This window comes from Selenomonas sp. AB3002 (assembly GCF_000702545.1).
Taxonomy (GTDB): domain Bacteria; phylum Bacillota; class Negativicutes; order Selenomonadales; family Selenomonadaceae; genus Selenomonas_B; species Selenomonas_B ruminantium_A.
The window spans coordinates 863,056-877,861 of record NZ_JNIO01000008.1 but is presented as its reverse complement, the minus strand read 5'-3'; the positions used below and the strand labels follow the sequence as shown (position 1 = coordinate 877,861).

General features: G+C 53.8%; 12 protein-coding genes and 1 other RNA gene. All 13 read left to right on the top strand.

The annotated features are described in order from the left end of the window. Positions 1–56 precede the first annotated feature (56 nt). The 13 genes from rimO to P159_RS0111940 all read left to right on the top strand — a co-directional run bounded on the left by rimO (position 57) and on the right by P159_RS0111940 (position 14,795). Positions 57–1,388, top strand: coding sequence for a 30S ribosomal protein S12 methylthiotransferase RimO (rimO, locus tag P159_RS0111995; RefSeq protein WP_029544358.1), 1,332 nt, complete (start codon positions 57–59; stop codon positions 1,386–1,388). A 31-nt stretch (positions 1,389–1,419) separates the two neighbouring features. Next, on the top strand, positions 1,420–1,893 hold the full coding sequence (locus P159_RS0111990) for a nicotinamide-nucleotide amidohydrolase family protein (RefSeq protein WP_029544356.1): 474 nt from the start codon (positions 1,420–1,422) through the stop codon (positions 1,891–1,893). Positions 1,894–1,974: 81 nt separating this feature from the next. Then, the gene (locus P159_RS0111985; protein WP_029544354.1) at positions 1,975–3,558 is read left to right on the top strand and encodes a DEAD/DEAH box helicase; all 1,584 of its coding nucleotides are present in this window, start codon (positions 1,975–1,977) and stop codon (positions 3,556–3,558) included. A 49-nt stretch (positions 3,559–3,607) separates the two neighbouring features. Further along, entirely contained in the window at positions 3,608–4,285 is a 678-nt protein-coding gene (locus tag P159_RS0111980; protein WP_029544352.1) for a hypothetical protein, read from the top strand. A 209-nt stretch (positions 4,286–4,494) separates the two neighbouring features. Further along, positions 4,495–4,853: RNase P RNA component class A (gene rnpB, locus P159_RS19730), an RNA gene on the top strand. A 122-nt stretch (positions 4,854–4,975) separates the two neighbouring features. Continuing rightward, positions 4,976–5,641: an NlpC/P60 family protein gene (locus tag P159_RS0111975; protein WP_029544350.1), complete on the top strand. Its 666-nt coding sequence runs from the start codon at positions 4,976–4,978 to the stop codon at positions 5,639–5,641. 236 nt (positions 5,642–5,877) lie between these two features. Beyond that, positions 5,878–6,240 carry a dihydroneopterin aldolase gene (gene folB, locus P159_RS0111970; RefSeq protein WP_029544349.1) on the top strand — a complete coding sequence of 121 codons (363 nt, stop codon included), beginning with the start codon at positions 5,878–5,880 and terminating at the stop codon, positions 6,238–6,240. 149 nt (positions 6,241–6,389) lie between these two features. Then, a complete protein-coding gene (locus P159_RS0111965) occupies positions 6,390–6,830 on the top strand; it encodes a hypothetical protein (protein WP_185753722.1) in 441 nt (146 codons plus the stop codon). 13 nt (positions 6,831–6,843) lie between these two features. Next, positions 6,844–9,756, top strand: a complete 2,913-nt coding sequence (locus P159_RS0111960) for a non-ribosomal peptide synthetase (RefSeq protein WP_029544345.1) — start codon at positions 6,844–6,846, stop codon at positions 9,754–9,756. A gap of 260 nt (positions 9,757–10,016) precedes the next feature. Continuing rightward, positions 10,017–10,244: an AMP-binding protein gene (locus P159_RS0111955; protein WP_029544343.1), complete on the top strand. Its 228-nt coding sequence runs from the start codon at positions 10,017–10,019 to the stop codon at positions 10,242–10,244. Between the two features lie 48 nt (positions 10,245–10,292). After that, on the top strand, positions 10,293–10,469 hold the full coding sequence (locus P159_RS0111950) for a hypothetical protein (RefSeq protein WP_185753721.1): 177 nt from the start codon (positions 10,293–10,295) through the stop codon (positions 10,467–10,469). Between the two features lie 2 nt (positions 10,470–10,471). Further along, on the top strand, positions 10,472–13,387 hold the full coding sequence (locus tag P159_RS0111945; RefSeq protein WP_029544340.1) for an AMP-binding protein: 2,916 nt from the start codon (positions 10,472–10,474) through the stop codon (positions 13,385–13,387). A 4-nt stretch (positions 13,388–13,391) separates the two neighbouring features. Further along, entirely contained in the window at positions 13,392–14,795 is a 1,404-nt protein-coding gene (locus tag P159_RS0111940; RefSeq protein WP_029544338.1) for a hypothetical protein, read from the top strand. Positions 14,796–14,806 lie beyond the last annotated feature (11 nt).

Sequence of the window (14,806 nt, the reverse complement as noted above, 5' to 3'; positions counted from 1 at the left end):
CGGCCTTTTATTTGCATGATAGTTTTATCGATAGTTTTTAGGAGGTTTATCAGAAAGTGAAAGCAGGTTTCATCAGTCTTGGCTGTTCCAAGAACCTGGTAGATACAGAGATGATGCTGGGCATCCTCAAGGAGCACGGCATTGAGATTACGGCAGATCCTTCGGAGGCAGATATTCTCATTGTCAATACCTGCGCCTTTATCCAGTCTGCCAAGGAGGAGTCCATCACCACCATCCTCAATATGGCGGAGTACAAGGAAAGCGGCCGCTGCCGCAGCCTGATTGTGGCAGGATGCCTGGGCCAGCGCTATGGGCAGGAACTGCTGGATGATATGCCTGAGGCAGATGCCATCATCGGCACCGGTGCCTGCAAGGAAATAATGACGGCGGTGGAGGAGTCCCTGAAGGGGCGCCGCCTGGTGATTGCCGGGGAGGACAAGCTCCTCTATGATGCCAAGAATCCCCGCATCCTCACCACTCCCAGTTACACGGCTTATGTGAAGATTGCCGAAGGGTGCGATAATCACTGCGCTTTCTGTGCCATTCCGCTTATCCGCGGCAGATTCCGCAGCCGCCGCATCGAGGATATCAAGGCAGAGGTGGAGCAGCTTTGCGAGAACGGGGTGAAGGAAATCATCCTCATTGCCGAGGACAGCACCCTGTACGGCAAAGACATCTACGGCGCTCCGGCACTGGCTGAGCTTTTGCGCGAGCTGGTGAAGGTGGAGAAGCTCCAGTGGGTGCGTACCCTTTACTGCTACCCCAAGTTCTTCACTGATGAGCTCATTGACCTTTATGCCAAAGAGCCGAAAATCTGCAAGTACATCGACATGCCCCTGCAGCATGCCCATGACGCCATGCTGAAGTCCATGCGCCGCCCGGACACCAGGGCGCAGATTGTGGCACTGGTGAAGAAGATAAGGGAGCGCATTCCAGGGGTTACCATCCGCTCCACTTTCATTGTGGGCTGCCCCGGAGAGACCGATGCCCAGTATCAGTCTCTGCGCAATTTCCTGGAGGAGATGCGCTTTGACAAGGTAGGGGTGTTTACCTACTCCCGGGAAGAGGGGACACCTGCCTACGATATGCCCAACCAGGTGCCGGAAGACGTCATGCAGGAAAGATATCATGACCTCATGAGCCTTCAGAGCAAGATTTCTGAGGAGATCAACCAGGAACTGGAGGGGCAGGTCATCGAGGTCTTGGTTGAGGGGCGTGATGAGGAACAGAATATCATTGCCGTTGGCCGTTCTTACCGTGAGGCTCCGGATGTAGACGGTCAGGTCTACATTGAAGGCGATACTGACAGCCAGCCCGGGGACATCATCAAGGTGCGTGTCCTCCAGGGATTCACTTATGATGTGGTAGGGGAGAAAATCAATGAGTGATTACTATCTTGTCATCAAGAACCTGCAGACCATGAGGGATTTGTCCACAGCTGCGGGCAAGGCTCTCCTTGAGCGGGAGGCTACTATCTCCTGTGCCGAGTCCTGCACAGGAGGGCTCCTTTCCAGCCTGCTGACGGATGTGGAGGGCAGTTCTGCCTACATGCAGGGAGCAGTGGTGGCCTATGCCAACGAAGTGAAGGAAAAGCTCCTGGGCGTGAAGCATGATACTCTGGAGAAGTACGGTGCTGTGTCCGAGGAGACAGCCCGGGAAATGGCCCGGGGGGCGGCAAAGCTCATGGGCACCGATATCGGCGTGGGTATCACGGGCATTGCAGGCCCGGGGGGCGGCACGGAGGAAAAGCCTGTGGGACGGGTTTACATTGCCGTGGCAGGTCCCCAGGGAGAGCAGGTGCGGGCGAATGATTTCTGCGGTGACCGGGACGAAGTGAAACTGCAGGCTGTTTCCACGGCCCTGCGCATGCTGGTGGATTACTACACACTTTAATGGAATTCTAATTTGTTTTTCAGCTTTTTTAGATAAAAGCAAGATATACTTAACATCGTCAACTTATTCAGGAGGATTTATTTGAAACAGGAATTAAAGTCATTCGGAGATATCGAACTCAGCCGCAAGGTGCTCCACGCCATTGCCGACATGGGCTTTGAGGAGCCCTCTCCCATCCAGGCAGGGACTATACCCCTGGTGTTGGAAGGCCATGATGTGGTGGGGCAGGCTCAGACGGGCACTGGCAAGACGGCTGCTTTCGGTATCCCCACGGTGGAAAAGATCGTGGAGGGCGTCCATGAAGTGCAGGCGCTGGTGCTGACTCCCACCCGGGAGCTGGCTATCCAGACGGCAGAGGAGCTCAACAAGATTGGCCACTACAAGCGGGTGCGCACGCTGCCCATCTATGGAGGCCAGTCCATTGACCGCCAGATTCGCGGCCTGAAGCGCGGCGTCCATCTGATTGTGGGCACGCCGGGCCGACTGATCGATCATCTCCACCGGGGCACCATCAGCCTTGACGGTGTCCGTACCCTGATCCTTGACGAAGCAGACGAAATGCTGGATATGGGCTTTATCTCGGATATCGAGGAAATCATTGGGGCTATCTCCAACGAAGAAAGGCAGACCCTGCTTTTCTCCGCCACCATGCCCGCGCCCATTGAAAAGCTTTCCCAGCGGTACATGAATCACCCCCAGCGGGTGAGCATTACCAAAGAAAATCTCACGGTGCCCCTGATTGACCAGGTCTACTATGAGACCAGGGAGAAGTTCGAGGGCCTGTGCCGGGTGCTGGACATTGAGGAGACGGGCAAGCTCATCATCTTCTGCCGCACCAAGCGGGCAGTGGATGACCTGACGGCTTCGCTGGAAGCCCGCGGCTATCTGGCCGGCGGCCTCCACGGTGACCTGTCCCAGGTGCAGCGCGACCGGGTCATGAAAAAGTTCCGTGACGGTCGCATCGACACCCTGGTGGCTACGGATGTGGCTGCAAGGGGCATCGATATCGACGACATCACCCATGTCATCAATTACGATATTCCCCAGGACCATGAATCCTATGTGCACCGCATCGGCCGCACTGGCCGGGCAGGCCGCAAGGGGGTGGCTATGACCTTCATTTCCCCCAGGGAATACCGCCAGCTGCGTCTGATCATGAAGCTGGCCCATACCAAGATCCAGCGCAGGGAGCTTCCCACGGCTTCAGATGTGCTGGAGCGGCAGAAGGAACTGGTGACGGAGCGCCTGCTGAAGGTCTTGAAGCAGGACCGCTATGATGATTACCACACCATTATCTCCGATGTGCTGGAAGAGGGCTATGATCCGGTAGATGTGGCTGCTGCTGCCCTGCAGCTTTCCCTGGAAGGTGAGGCGGGGAGCCGGGAAGAGGAACAGGCGTCCTTTGAGAATACCGGCGGGGCTCCGGGCATGGTGCGCTTCTTCTTCAATATCGGCAGGGCACAGAAAATCCGTCCGGCTGATATTGTGAGAGCCATTGCCAGCGAAGCTGACATTCCCGGTGATACCATCGGGGTTATCAATATCTATGAGAAGTTCTCTTTTGTAGAGGTGCCGGAAAAGGTGGCAGAAAGGGTGCTGAGCACCATGCACCGCAATACGGTGAACGGCTTCAAGGTGAATGTGGAGCCTGCCCGCAAGAGATAAGTTTTTTCTTATTTGGTGATTGCATACTATGTAATAGGAGTTGAAGATTATGTTAAAGAAATCTTTCCAGACCTTCGTAGCAGCTTCGGTGGCAGCCGGCCTGATTTTTGGCGCAGTACAGCCTGCAGATGCCGCCAAGAAGGCAAAGCAGCCCCAGGTTGAAACCCAGTCAGAGAAGTCTGCCAAGAATGTGCAGGCTCCGGCAGAACTTCCCTATACTTATAAGAGCCAGGAGTATGGCTACACCATCCAGTGCCCCAAGAAGCCTCAGGTGATTCCCGCCAGCGCTCTCTATGAGGACAGGCAGGGAGAGGTGCTGATTTTTGACAATGAAGGCTATGATATCAAGAACGCCTGGGTGATTGTGAAGGATGCCTTCGCAGATCAGAGTGTGCCAGACCTCAACAAGATCAGCGATGAGGAGGCAGGCAAGCTTTTGCAGAGCATCATACGCAGCAACGGCTATGAGGCTATTGAGCTGGTGCCGGTAAATGACCACAACAAGGGCATTTACGCCATCACTGCCAAGGTATTGGAAATCGATACCGATGGGGACGGCCAGCCGGACACCACTGCTGAGGCCAACAGCCAGAGTGCAGTGACCTTCTTCCGCGGGGACAATGGGGAGCGCTACAGGATAGAGCTCATTGATAACCCTGAGCTGAGGGATGAAGCTGTGGATCTGTACCAGAAGGGTATAACTACTTTTAATACTGCAAAGAAATAACAAGCAAAATCAGGTGCTCCCGCCTCGGCGGGGGCATTTTTGCTGTGTGTGCGCGCGCATAAAAATGTTTATAACGAGGAATACCTTCCTCGTTGAAACGTTAAGAGGTAGTTTTGCCTTTGGCAAAACTGGAACAACGACGTTATAAGCATATTTAGTACCTGATTTGACATGACATACTAAATGTGTTATAATCGTCAACGTTGGTGTAAGTTGTCAGGATGATCGCGGCTGTGCCTTGTGCACAGATGAGGAAAGTCCGGGCTCCACAGGGCAGTGTGCTGGATAACGTCCAGCGAGGGTGACCTTAGGGAAAGTGCCATAGAGATTTAGACCGCCGGAGGATTCCGGTAAGGGTGGAAAGGTGCGGTAAGAGCGCACCAGCAGTCAGGTGACTGGCTGGCTTTGGTAAACCCCACACGGAGCAAGACTGAATAGGGAAGGGTTGATGCGGCCCGCGGACCTTCCGGGTTAAGTCGCTTGAGCGAGGGAGCAATCCCCCTGCCTAGATAAATGATCATCACCGCCATCCGGCGGCACAGAACTCGGCTTATTGATTGCTTACGCTGACTTATATTTGCTTGAAATATGGACTGGCTGCTCCTTTTGAGGCAGCCTGTTTCTATGTTTGAAGCAAATCTGAAAATTGTCTGAAACAAATGAATGTAGTGTGAGGAAGGGAGAGGTTTTTTGAGTAAGGCGTTTCGCATTATGACTTTATCGGTTGTCCTCATGTGCTGGTTTACAATGGTGGCAGCGGCTTCCGCATTCCGCGTGGGAGATCAGGGCAGCGATGTAGCAGAAATCCAGGGACAGTTGGCTAGTTTAGGGTATGATGTTGCTGCGGATGGTGATTTCGGGCCGGCGACGGCCGAGGCCGTCAAGGCATTCCAGGCTTCACAGGGGCTGGAGGCTGACGGACTGGTTGGTCCTACCACTTATACCGCACTTTTGGGCAAGGCAATGCCTGAGGTAAGCCGTGGTTCTAACTATATTTCCCGCCGTGTAGTGGCGGACTCCATGCAGTATATCGGCGTACCTTATGTCTTTGGCGGTACGACGCCCAGCGGTTTTGACTGCTCCGGCTATGTGCGCTATGTATTTGCCCAGGCAGGCATTTATCTGCCCCGCATGGCGGACGAGCAGTATGAATGCGGCTATCCTGTCTCTACCGATGAACTGGTAGCAGGTGACCTGGTATTCTTCTCTACGTATGACTATGGTGCTTCCCATGTGGGCATCTATCTGGGGGATGGCAGCTTCATCAATGCCTCTTCCAGCCGTGGCGTTGCCATTGACTCTTTGTACAGCTCCTATTGGGGTTCCTGCTACATTGGGGCACGCCGTGTAATGTGATATTGCGTTTTAGGAGAGGCGGTAAGCCTCTCCTTATTTTCTTTTAATCTGAGGAAGGAATAAGCTTATGGGAGACCTCTTTCTTTTGGCACTGGTTGGTCTTATGGCCGCCTATGCTTTTTGGGATAAACTTTTTACGAACTAAGCAGGATTTTTGCCCAATGTAGCGAAATATGCAGGTAGTTAAGCAGGATTCTCAGCTTCCAAAATAATTGCTTGTATAAGGAGTGACCGTAATGGCAAAGATCAGGATTCACAACATGATGTTCTATGGTTTCCATGGTGTTTACGAGTATGAGCGTGAGCAGGGGCAGAAATTCTACATTGATGTAGAGGTTGAGACCAAGGATGACAAGGTGGCTGAGACTGATGCCCTGAGCGATGGTGTGGATACAGCCGCCATCTATGATATTGTAAAGGATGTCACTGAGAACAAGCGCTTCCAGATGCTCCTCACCCTGGCTGCTCATATTGGTGACAGGATCTTGGCTAAGTATGCTCATTTTGCATCGGTGAGGACCACCATCAGGAAACCTTCTGTGCCTATTTCCGGACCTATCGATTATGTAGAGGCAGAGATTACCCGTCATGCCAAATAAATAAGTTTTGTGAAGCTCCGGCAGCTTATGTTGCCGGGGCTTTTTTACTATGAAATCTTAGTGAATCAAGCCCGACAGGGCGCAGATGAACTTAGATTTCGTGTAAGGGCGCAGCGACACGAAGTTAGTCCCTTTAGGGATGCGAAACGTTGTTTCGCACGAAGTTTTGTAGTGCCAGCCAGGAAAAGGAAAAAAGATATTGTTGTCGAAGTAAGGACAAAGAGATACGCTCATCCAGTGAGCCAGAGGTCATTTCCCAGGTTTCGGAGGAGGTTTCCAGGAGGCTGAAAAGGGCTGGCTTGCCGGAGAACAAAGCGAATATTGCGGGTCTGGCCGTGGAGGAAATGGCTGTCTATACCAGCCAGTATCAAAAGCAGGGCCAGCCGCTGGATGTGCTTTTGCGGCTCTATGAAGACAGGGTGGAGATAGATTACCGCAGCCTGGGTGAGTCCGGCAATCCTACGGAGTACAGCGAAAAGGATAATCTGGTGAATCTCTGCCTGCTGCAGAAGCTGGCCAGCCAGATCACTTATGACTATATCATGGGCATGAACAGCACTCATATAGTGCTAGATACCAGGCATTCCTGAAGGAGGAGGCAGCATGGGGGATTTCATGCAGCACGCCGCAGGCGTGATGAAAAAATACGCGGATAAAATTGCCCTGCTTGATGAAAACAGGGCAATGACCTATGGGGAGCTGGACGAGGCTTCCGGCAAGATTTATGGCTGGCTGAAAAAACAGGGCATAGGCCGGGAGGACTTCGTGCAGCTGGTCATGCCCCGGGGGGTGACGGGCCTTGCGGCCATGCTGGGCGTGTGGAAAGCAGGGGCGGCCTTCGTGATTTCGGAGCAGGATTATCCTGCCCACCGCATTGAGTTTATCCGTAAGGATATGGGGGCGAAGGTGGTTATTGACGAAAAGGCCTACCAGCGGATTATGGCGGAAGAAGCCATGCTTGACGGTTTCCAGGAGACTGACTCCCATGATGCGGCCTTGGCCATTTACACCTCTGGTTCTACGGGGAATCCCAAGGGCATCTTGCATGAGTATGGCAATCTGGACCTCATCGCCCTGTACGATGAGCGGCAGCAGGAGTACCACCAGGAGCCGGTGGCTCTGGTGGCACCTTTTTCCTTTATGATCACCATTATTTATACTGTCAACTGCTTCAACCATCTGCGGCCACTGTTGATTGTTTCTGCAGAACTGTTGCGTGATTTTGCCGGTCTGCAGGCCTTCTTCAGGGAAAAGAAGGTTTACAATCTCTTTGTCACCCCGTCATATCTGCGCATGTACAAAGACCCCAGCCCCTATCTGGATTACATTGTCATCGGCGGAGAAAATGCCAGCGGTATCTATTATGAAGGCGGCAAGCCAAGGGTGCGGGTCCTTTACTCCCTTAGCGAAGCAGGGTTCTATGTGCTGCAGAAGGATTTGGACAGGAGCTACGACAACGCACCTCTGGGCAAGCCTGTGATTGCCAGTCTGGACGTGCATCTGGAGGACGAGGAGGGCAACCGCATAGAAGGACCTGGCGAGGGAGAAATCTGCTTCAAAAACATATATATGCGCGAGTATATGCATCTGCCGGAGAAAACCGCCGAAGCTTTCCGGGGGGGATATTTCCATACGGGGGACCTGGCCAGGCGGGATGCGGATGGGATGTACTATTACATTGGCCGCTCTGACGATATGTTCAAGATCAACGGCAACCGGGTGGAGCCGGGAGAAATCGAGTCAGCTTTCCGCAAGGTCACAGGCCTGTCCACCGTGATGGCCAAATGCTTTGAGGAAAAAGGCCGCTCCTATATCTGTATGTATTATCTCCGTGGCGAAGCGGAGACGGCGGGAATCTTCCATGCAGGCGAGCTGACGGTGAGCCTGTCGCAGCTTGCGGATATACTGCCACGCTATATGCTGCCCACTTACTATCTGCCTTTGGAAAAGATGCCAGTGAATGACCACGGCAAGATTGTGCGCCGCCTGCTGGAGCCGCCCAAGGTGGAAGCGGAACAGCAGGCCTATGCAGCCCCGGCCAGCGAAATGGAAAGCATTATCTGCCAGCTTATGTCAGAGGTGCTGGGACTGGATTGTATAGGCGCAACTCACGACTTTTACCTGATGGGTGGGGACTCTTTGCGCACTATCCGTCTGGTGGCCCTGGCAGGGGAGCGGGGCTATGCCCTGAAGGCGGGGGATATCTATGCAGCCCGCACCCCCAGGAAACTTGCCCGGCTGTTGGAAAAGGGCAGCGGTACAAGTCCGGAAACACTGCGGAGGCTGGCGGAAATCCGGCAGCATTTTGCCGGGGACTATCAGCAGTATCTGGCCACCGGGAAATTGGATTCCTATACAGGCAGCTTCTTCACCCGGAACAAGGACGAGGTCATGTCTGCTGCCGCAGGAATCAATTTCAAGTTTACCCTGCGGGAAGAAGTGGACGGAGAAAGGCTGGAGCAGGCTGTGCGGAAGGCTGTGCAGGCCTGCCCATACATTGCCTTTGGACTGGAGTTCCACGAAAATGTGCCCCGTCTGACGTTCAAAAGGCTGGATGACATGATTCCTCTTTTCCATGGTTATCTGCCTCAGCGCTTTGATGAACCAGAGCTGCAGGGACACTTCGCCTTTGCCAGCTATCGGGGAGGTGAACTGACTCTCTGCGTATGTCATGCCATCACCGATGGACATGGCTTTATGAAGTTCGCCCAGGCCCTTTTGGAAGCTTTCAAAGGCAGGGAAATCAGCTTCGGGGACGCTCAGGAAGGCGCGTCGGCTGATGTGATGAAGTACGAATGGCCTCTGCCGGAAGGATTCAAGCTAGAAGATACAGGAGCAGGGGACATCTTCATGGTTTCAGAACCGCAGGAAAACGGGGGCAGTCTTTGCCGGGACTTCCTGATAGACCGCCAGTCCTTCGAGGCCTGCCGGGGGAAAATGGGTTTGTCGCCCCAGAGCTTGTCAGCTTATATTTTGGCCAGAGCTTTGCAGATGGTATCGCCGGACAATGACAAGACCATCAGGATTCGCTGTCCCATTGACACCAGAGATATCCTGGGGGTGAAGGAAACCTTCCAGAATGCCAGCGTGCCCCACATGTATCTGGACTTTTATCCCGATAAGCTGCTGCCCGGCCTGCCCCGGGAAGAAGCTGAGAGAATCAGCGCGTCTTTCTATCGCCAACTGTCCTATGAGCATATCGCCCATGAGACCAATCTTCTGGCCGGAGCGGCCAAGGGTGATGCGGCAGAATTCACGAAGGTAATCCTTGACTATGTAGGAAGAAGCAATCTCTGCGTCAGTTACATCGGCGGTGCAGCAGGGGAGGATATGAGCAAGGCTGTGGTGAAGATGGAGCCAGCCTACAAGGACCAGCCGCCTTTCCCTGTGATGCTTTATTTCTGGGAAATGGGAGAGAAGATAAGCGTCCAGTATGCACAGGGATTTGCTGGTGAAGATTACTTTAGGGCGATTGAAAAGACTTTTGTAGAGTTGGGAATAGCTTTCGAGCAGTGAATTATTACATTTAGGAGAGCTACGTTACTAGCAGATATTACCTCCACCGCTTGCGGGGGAGGGGGACCGGCGAAGCCGGTGGAAGGGGGAATCGAAGCCGTTACGCTCTCTTTCGCCCCTTCCACCGCCTAGCGGCGGTCCCCCTTCCCCGTTTCACGGGGCAGGTAAGGTCTACGATTTACGGGGTAATTCTAAAATCAGCTATACATACTAGCGAGCATAAATTATCTATGAAAATACAGGTCAAAGGAGGACAACCCATGCGGCCCTTTATGGAACAACTTGCCCGCAACTGCACGAAGTTTGCCGGGCGTTTGGCCTTTGCGCTTGATTATAGGGAGGAAACTGATCCTCATGATGCCTGTTTTGCCGTATACACTTCTGGAACCACGGGCAACCCAAAGGGGGATTTGCACGAGTATGGCAAGATTGAGATGGTCATTGACAGCTATCATGTAGAACCTGATTTTGCGTACGATGCAGGGTGAAGTTTTACCAGACTGAGGAAAATTGTTATCTGCTGCTCCATGCCCATCATGCCTATATGGATGGCGGGGGCCTGGCCCTTCTTCGTGGCTTCGGTGGTGGACGATGCGGAGGAGGAGATGCTGCGCCTTTGCGTGATCTGCTCCCCGGAGCGTTTCTCCGAAGCAAAGGTGGAGAAGTTCCAGAAGCTTTACCTGGAAGCAGTGGCTTATTTGAGTGAGGGATAGGCATGGGAGATTTTATGCAGCACGCCGCAGGCGTGATGAAAAAATATGCGGACCGAATAGCCCTGATTGACGATAACAGGGAAATGACTTACGGGGAACTGGATGAGGCCTCAGGGAAAATCTATGCCTGGCTGAAGGGCCAGGGCATAGGACGGGAGGACTTTGTGCAGCTGGTCATGCCCCGGGGCGTGACGGGGCTGGTGGCCATGATGGGGGTGTGGAAAGCCGGGGCGGCCCTGGTGATTTCGGAACAGGACTATCCTGCCCACCGCCTTGAGTTCATACACCAGGATACGGGAGCGAAGGCCCTTGTTGACGAAACAGCTTATAACCGTATCATGTCGGAAGAAAAGGTGCTTGAAGGTTTCGAGGAGACTGCCCCCCATGATGCTGCCCTGGCCATTTACACCTCCGGCTCCACAGGCAATCCCAAGGGCATCCTGCATGAGTATGGCAATCTGGACCTCATCGCCCTGTATGAAGAGCGTCGGCAGGAGTACCATGAGGAGCCTGTGGCCCTGTTGACACCTTTTTCCTTTGTGGCCACCATTATCTATACAGTAAATTTCTTCAACTACCTGCGCCCATTGCTGATCGTTTCTGCAGAACTGTTGCGCGACTTCGCAAGGCTGCAGGCTGTCTTCAAGGAAAAGAAGGTATACAATTTCTTTGTCACCCCCTCCTATCTGCGCATGTATAAAGACCCCAGCCCCTATCTTGATTACATTGTCATCGGCGGGGAAAGTGCCAGCGGCATCTATTATGAGGGTGGCAAACCACAGGTGAGGATTCTGTACTCCCTCAGCGAAGCAGGATTCTGTGTACTGCAAAAGGAGCTGGACAGAAGCTACGACAACGCCCCTCTGGGGAAGCCTGTAATTGACAGCCTGGACTTGCATCTGGAGGACGAGGAGGGCAACCGCATCGAAGGGCCCGGCGAAGGAGAGATTTGCTTCAAAAACGTATATATGCGCGAGTATATGCACCTGCCGGAGAAAACTGCCGAAGCCTTCCGGGGAGGTTATTTCCACACGGGGGACCTGGCCCGGAGGGAGGCAGACGGTATGTACTATTACATGGGCCGCTCTGATGATATGTTCAAAATCAACGGCAACCGGGTGGAGCCGGGGGAAATCGAGTCAGCCTTCCGCAAGCTCACGGGTCTTGATACCGTCATAGCCAGGTGCTTCGAGGAAAAAGGCCGCTCCTATATCTGCCTGTACTACCTTGAGGGCGAAGCGAAAGCGGCGGGTATCTTCAAGGACGCGGACTCAAAACAGTCGCGTCACGCTCCTGGGTCCGCACTAGCGCATCCTTGCGCATCAGGTGCTCTGACGGTGAACCTGGCACCCCTGGCGGATATCCTGCCCCACTATATGCTGCCCACTTATTATGTGCCCTTGGAGAAGATGCCCACCAATGCCCACGGCAAGATTGTGCGCCGTCTGCTGGAGCCGCCCAAGGTGGATGCTGGCAGTCAGAAATATGTTGCGCCTGTAGGTGAGGCAGAACAGGACCTTTGCCAGATCATGGCAGAGGTTTTGGAACTGGGCGTGGAAGACTTTGGCGCAGAGCATGACTTCTATTTGCTGGGGGGAGATTCCCTGGGCACTATCCGCCTGATTGCCCTGGCAGGGGAAAGGGGCTGGACTTTTTCCGCAGCAGATCTCTACAAGGCCAGAACTCCCCGGAAACTGGCTCCGCTGATGAAAAAATCGGCGGCAGATATAGAGGAGAGGGAGAGGAAGGCGCGGCAAAAGGATATGCCCCTGCTGCAGCTGATGTGCCTGTGGCAGGACAGGCTGGGGACGGAGCTGAATTACCCCATTGCCAGAGTTCAGACACTCCTGAAATTGAAGGAGTCTGTGGAAATGAACAGATTCCTTCGGGCAGTGGATCAGGTCTACCGCCATCATCCAATTCTGCTGACCAGGCTGGTCAAAACGGAAGCAGGCAGCTTCGTGCAGCGCTATGACCCGGAACTCTTTGCGCCTACCGAGGTGGAGGAAGTGACGGAGGCAGAGATGTGGGAGCTGGTGCAGGGAGGCAGTTACGCCTTTGATATGGCTAAGGGGTTGCTGCATCACCGGCGCATCTTCAAGACGGAGCAGGGCATTTACTTCTATATGCTGTTCCACCATGTGCTGATGGACGGCACAGGCCTGCAGGTAATCCGGGACAATATCTGCCGTGCCTATGAGGGCGAGGAACTGCCCCCGGACTATTACTACTATCTGCTGGAGCAGGAATTCAGCGAGGACAGGGAGGCTGTGCTGCGGGAATATGAGGAGAAGTATGGCCTGGAAAATTGCAGCGGCCTGCTGGAGCCTGACCTGCCCGGTCCGGATGCAGCGCCCCATGTGCTGACGGAAACATTTTCCCGTTATAATGCTGATGAAAACACCTGCCATCTGGCCGCGGCGGCTATGGCTGTTGCCAGGTGCAACGGGGAGGATAGAGCTGCTGTTTACTGGACTTACAATGGCCGGGACGATTACCTGCGCAGCAATAGCGCCGGGGGCTTTGTGAAGTACTTGCCCCTGCAGCTGGAAGTGGAGCCAGGGGCTTCCCCTGGGGTTATCAAGGGCCGGGTGCAGGCCCAGACTGCCTTCACCCTTTCCCATAACAGGGCCTTCCAGGGAGGGCTTTTCAAGGATAACCCGACGGTCAATAGCCTGATTTACCTCTACCAGAAGGATATCTTTTCCCTGGGGAAAATCGCCGCTTTGGCGGAGGAAGTGACCATCCCGGCTGACCGCTCCCAGCCTATGGGGGTGCTGCTGCTGACTTTGGTGGATACGGAGGGGGAGGAGAAGCTCACCCGCCAGTTCGTCTATTCAGGGGGCTTTTACTCTGAGGAGAAGGCTGAGGCCTTTGTCAGATACCTGCGGGAAAGCCTGGCTTATTTGGGAGGTTGAGACGATGCTCAAAATCGTACCCTATGACAAAAATAAATCCTACCGCATGATTCCTCATAGCCCGCTGGTATTCCATGCGGCTCAGGAGGGCATCATGGATGGGGAAAGATTTTTCCATGTGGAGCGGGAAAACGGCGAAATGTATGACCTGGAGTATGTGGACAATCAAGCCTGGGCTGAGGCCTCTCCTGACTATTCCACTGCTGAGCTTTTCCGCACCTATTACTCCTTCCCCCCATACCACGATTACGATGAACACAGCCACTTGCTATGTTTCACCCTGCTGGAGGGAAAGGACAGGGTATGGTTTGAGGAAGCCAATGAATACACTGTGGCGCTCACGTTGATTTTCCTGCGGGATACGGAAGTGAAGATTTTCTGCCAGGATGAGCGTATGATGTGGTTTTATCCGGCTTCTGACAGGCTGCAGGTGGGAGGGAAGATGCCGGAGAAGGATGAGCCGGGGCTTCTGAGGGTGATAGCCACCTACTTTTCCTCCATGTTCAACAAGAACTATGACACGGTGGATTCCATCACCTGCTTCCACCATGTGATGCTCCATCAGTGGATTGCCAAGGGCAGGCACAGGAGCGCCCGCTATTTGGAACTGAATCTGCCCAGGGATGAGGGCATCGGCTCCATCCTGGGCACCTATACGGATCTGGTGAATTTCATGAAGCCCACGGGGCTGAAGGTCACCGCCCGTCCCGGCACCTCCCGCTACAGCGACAGGCTGCTGTCAAAGTATTTCAATGTGAAAATGACGCCGCTGGATGCCTACAGCAGGAACAGTGTCATCAGCATCGAGAATTTCCTGCCCCTGCTGATTTGCAAGGACTTTGGCGGCAAACGTGTCACCAGCTTCAAGCTCAGCACCTTGAGCCCCACCTTCCTGGAACATCTGCGGGAGTACGAAAGCTTCGTGTTGCAGGGCAGGAGGATGCTTGGAGTGCTCCTGCGTGGCTCGGACTTCTTCAAGGCCAATTTCGAGGGTGGCGCAGCTGCCATTCCTGCCGAAACTGCTATTCCCATTATCAGGAAATTTTTTGAAGAGGGGGGATATGATGGCATTATGCTGGCCACGGAGGACAGGGATCTTCTCCATGCCACGAAGGAAGCATTTCCCGGCAAGGTCATCACCGTAGCCCAGGAGCGTTATAGTGTCTCGGATTTCGAGGTGGCCCAGACCATAAGCGAGCTGGAAACCATGCGCAGAAGCCCGGAGGAATACGAGCGTTATGTGGAAGACACCACGGTGAACTATTTCTACGGCATTTATCTTGTCTCCCGCTGTGATACCTTCATACACTCCAACAACTGCTGTGGGGCACAATTGGTCAAATCCTTCGGGGAAGGGATACTCAAGCGGACCTACTGCATTGCTGAGGAACTGATGAAGAAGAAATAAGAGAGGTCACT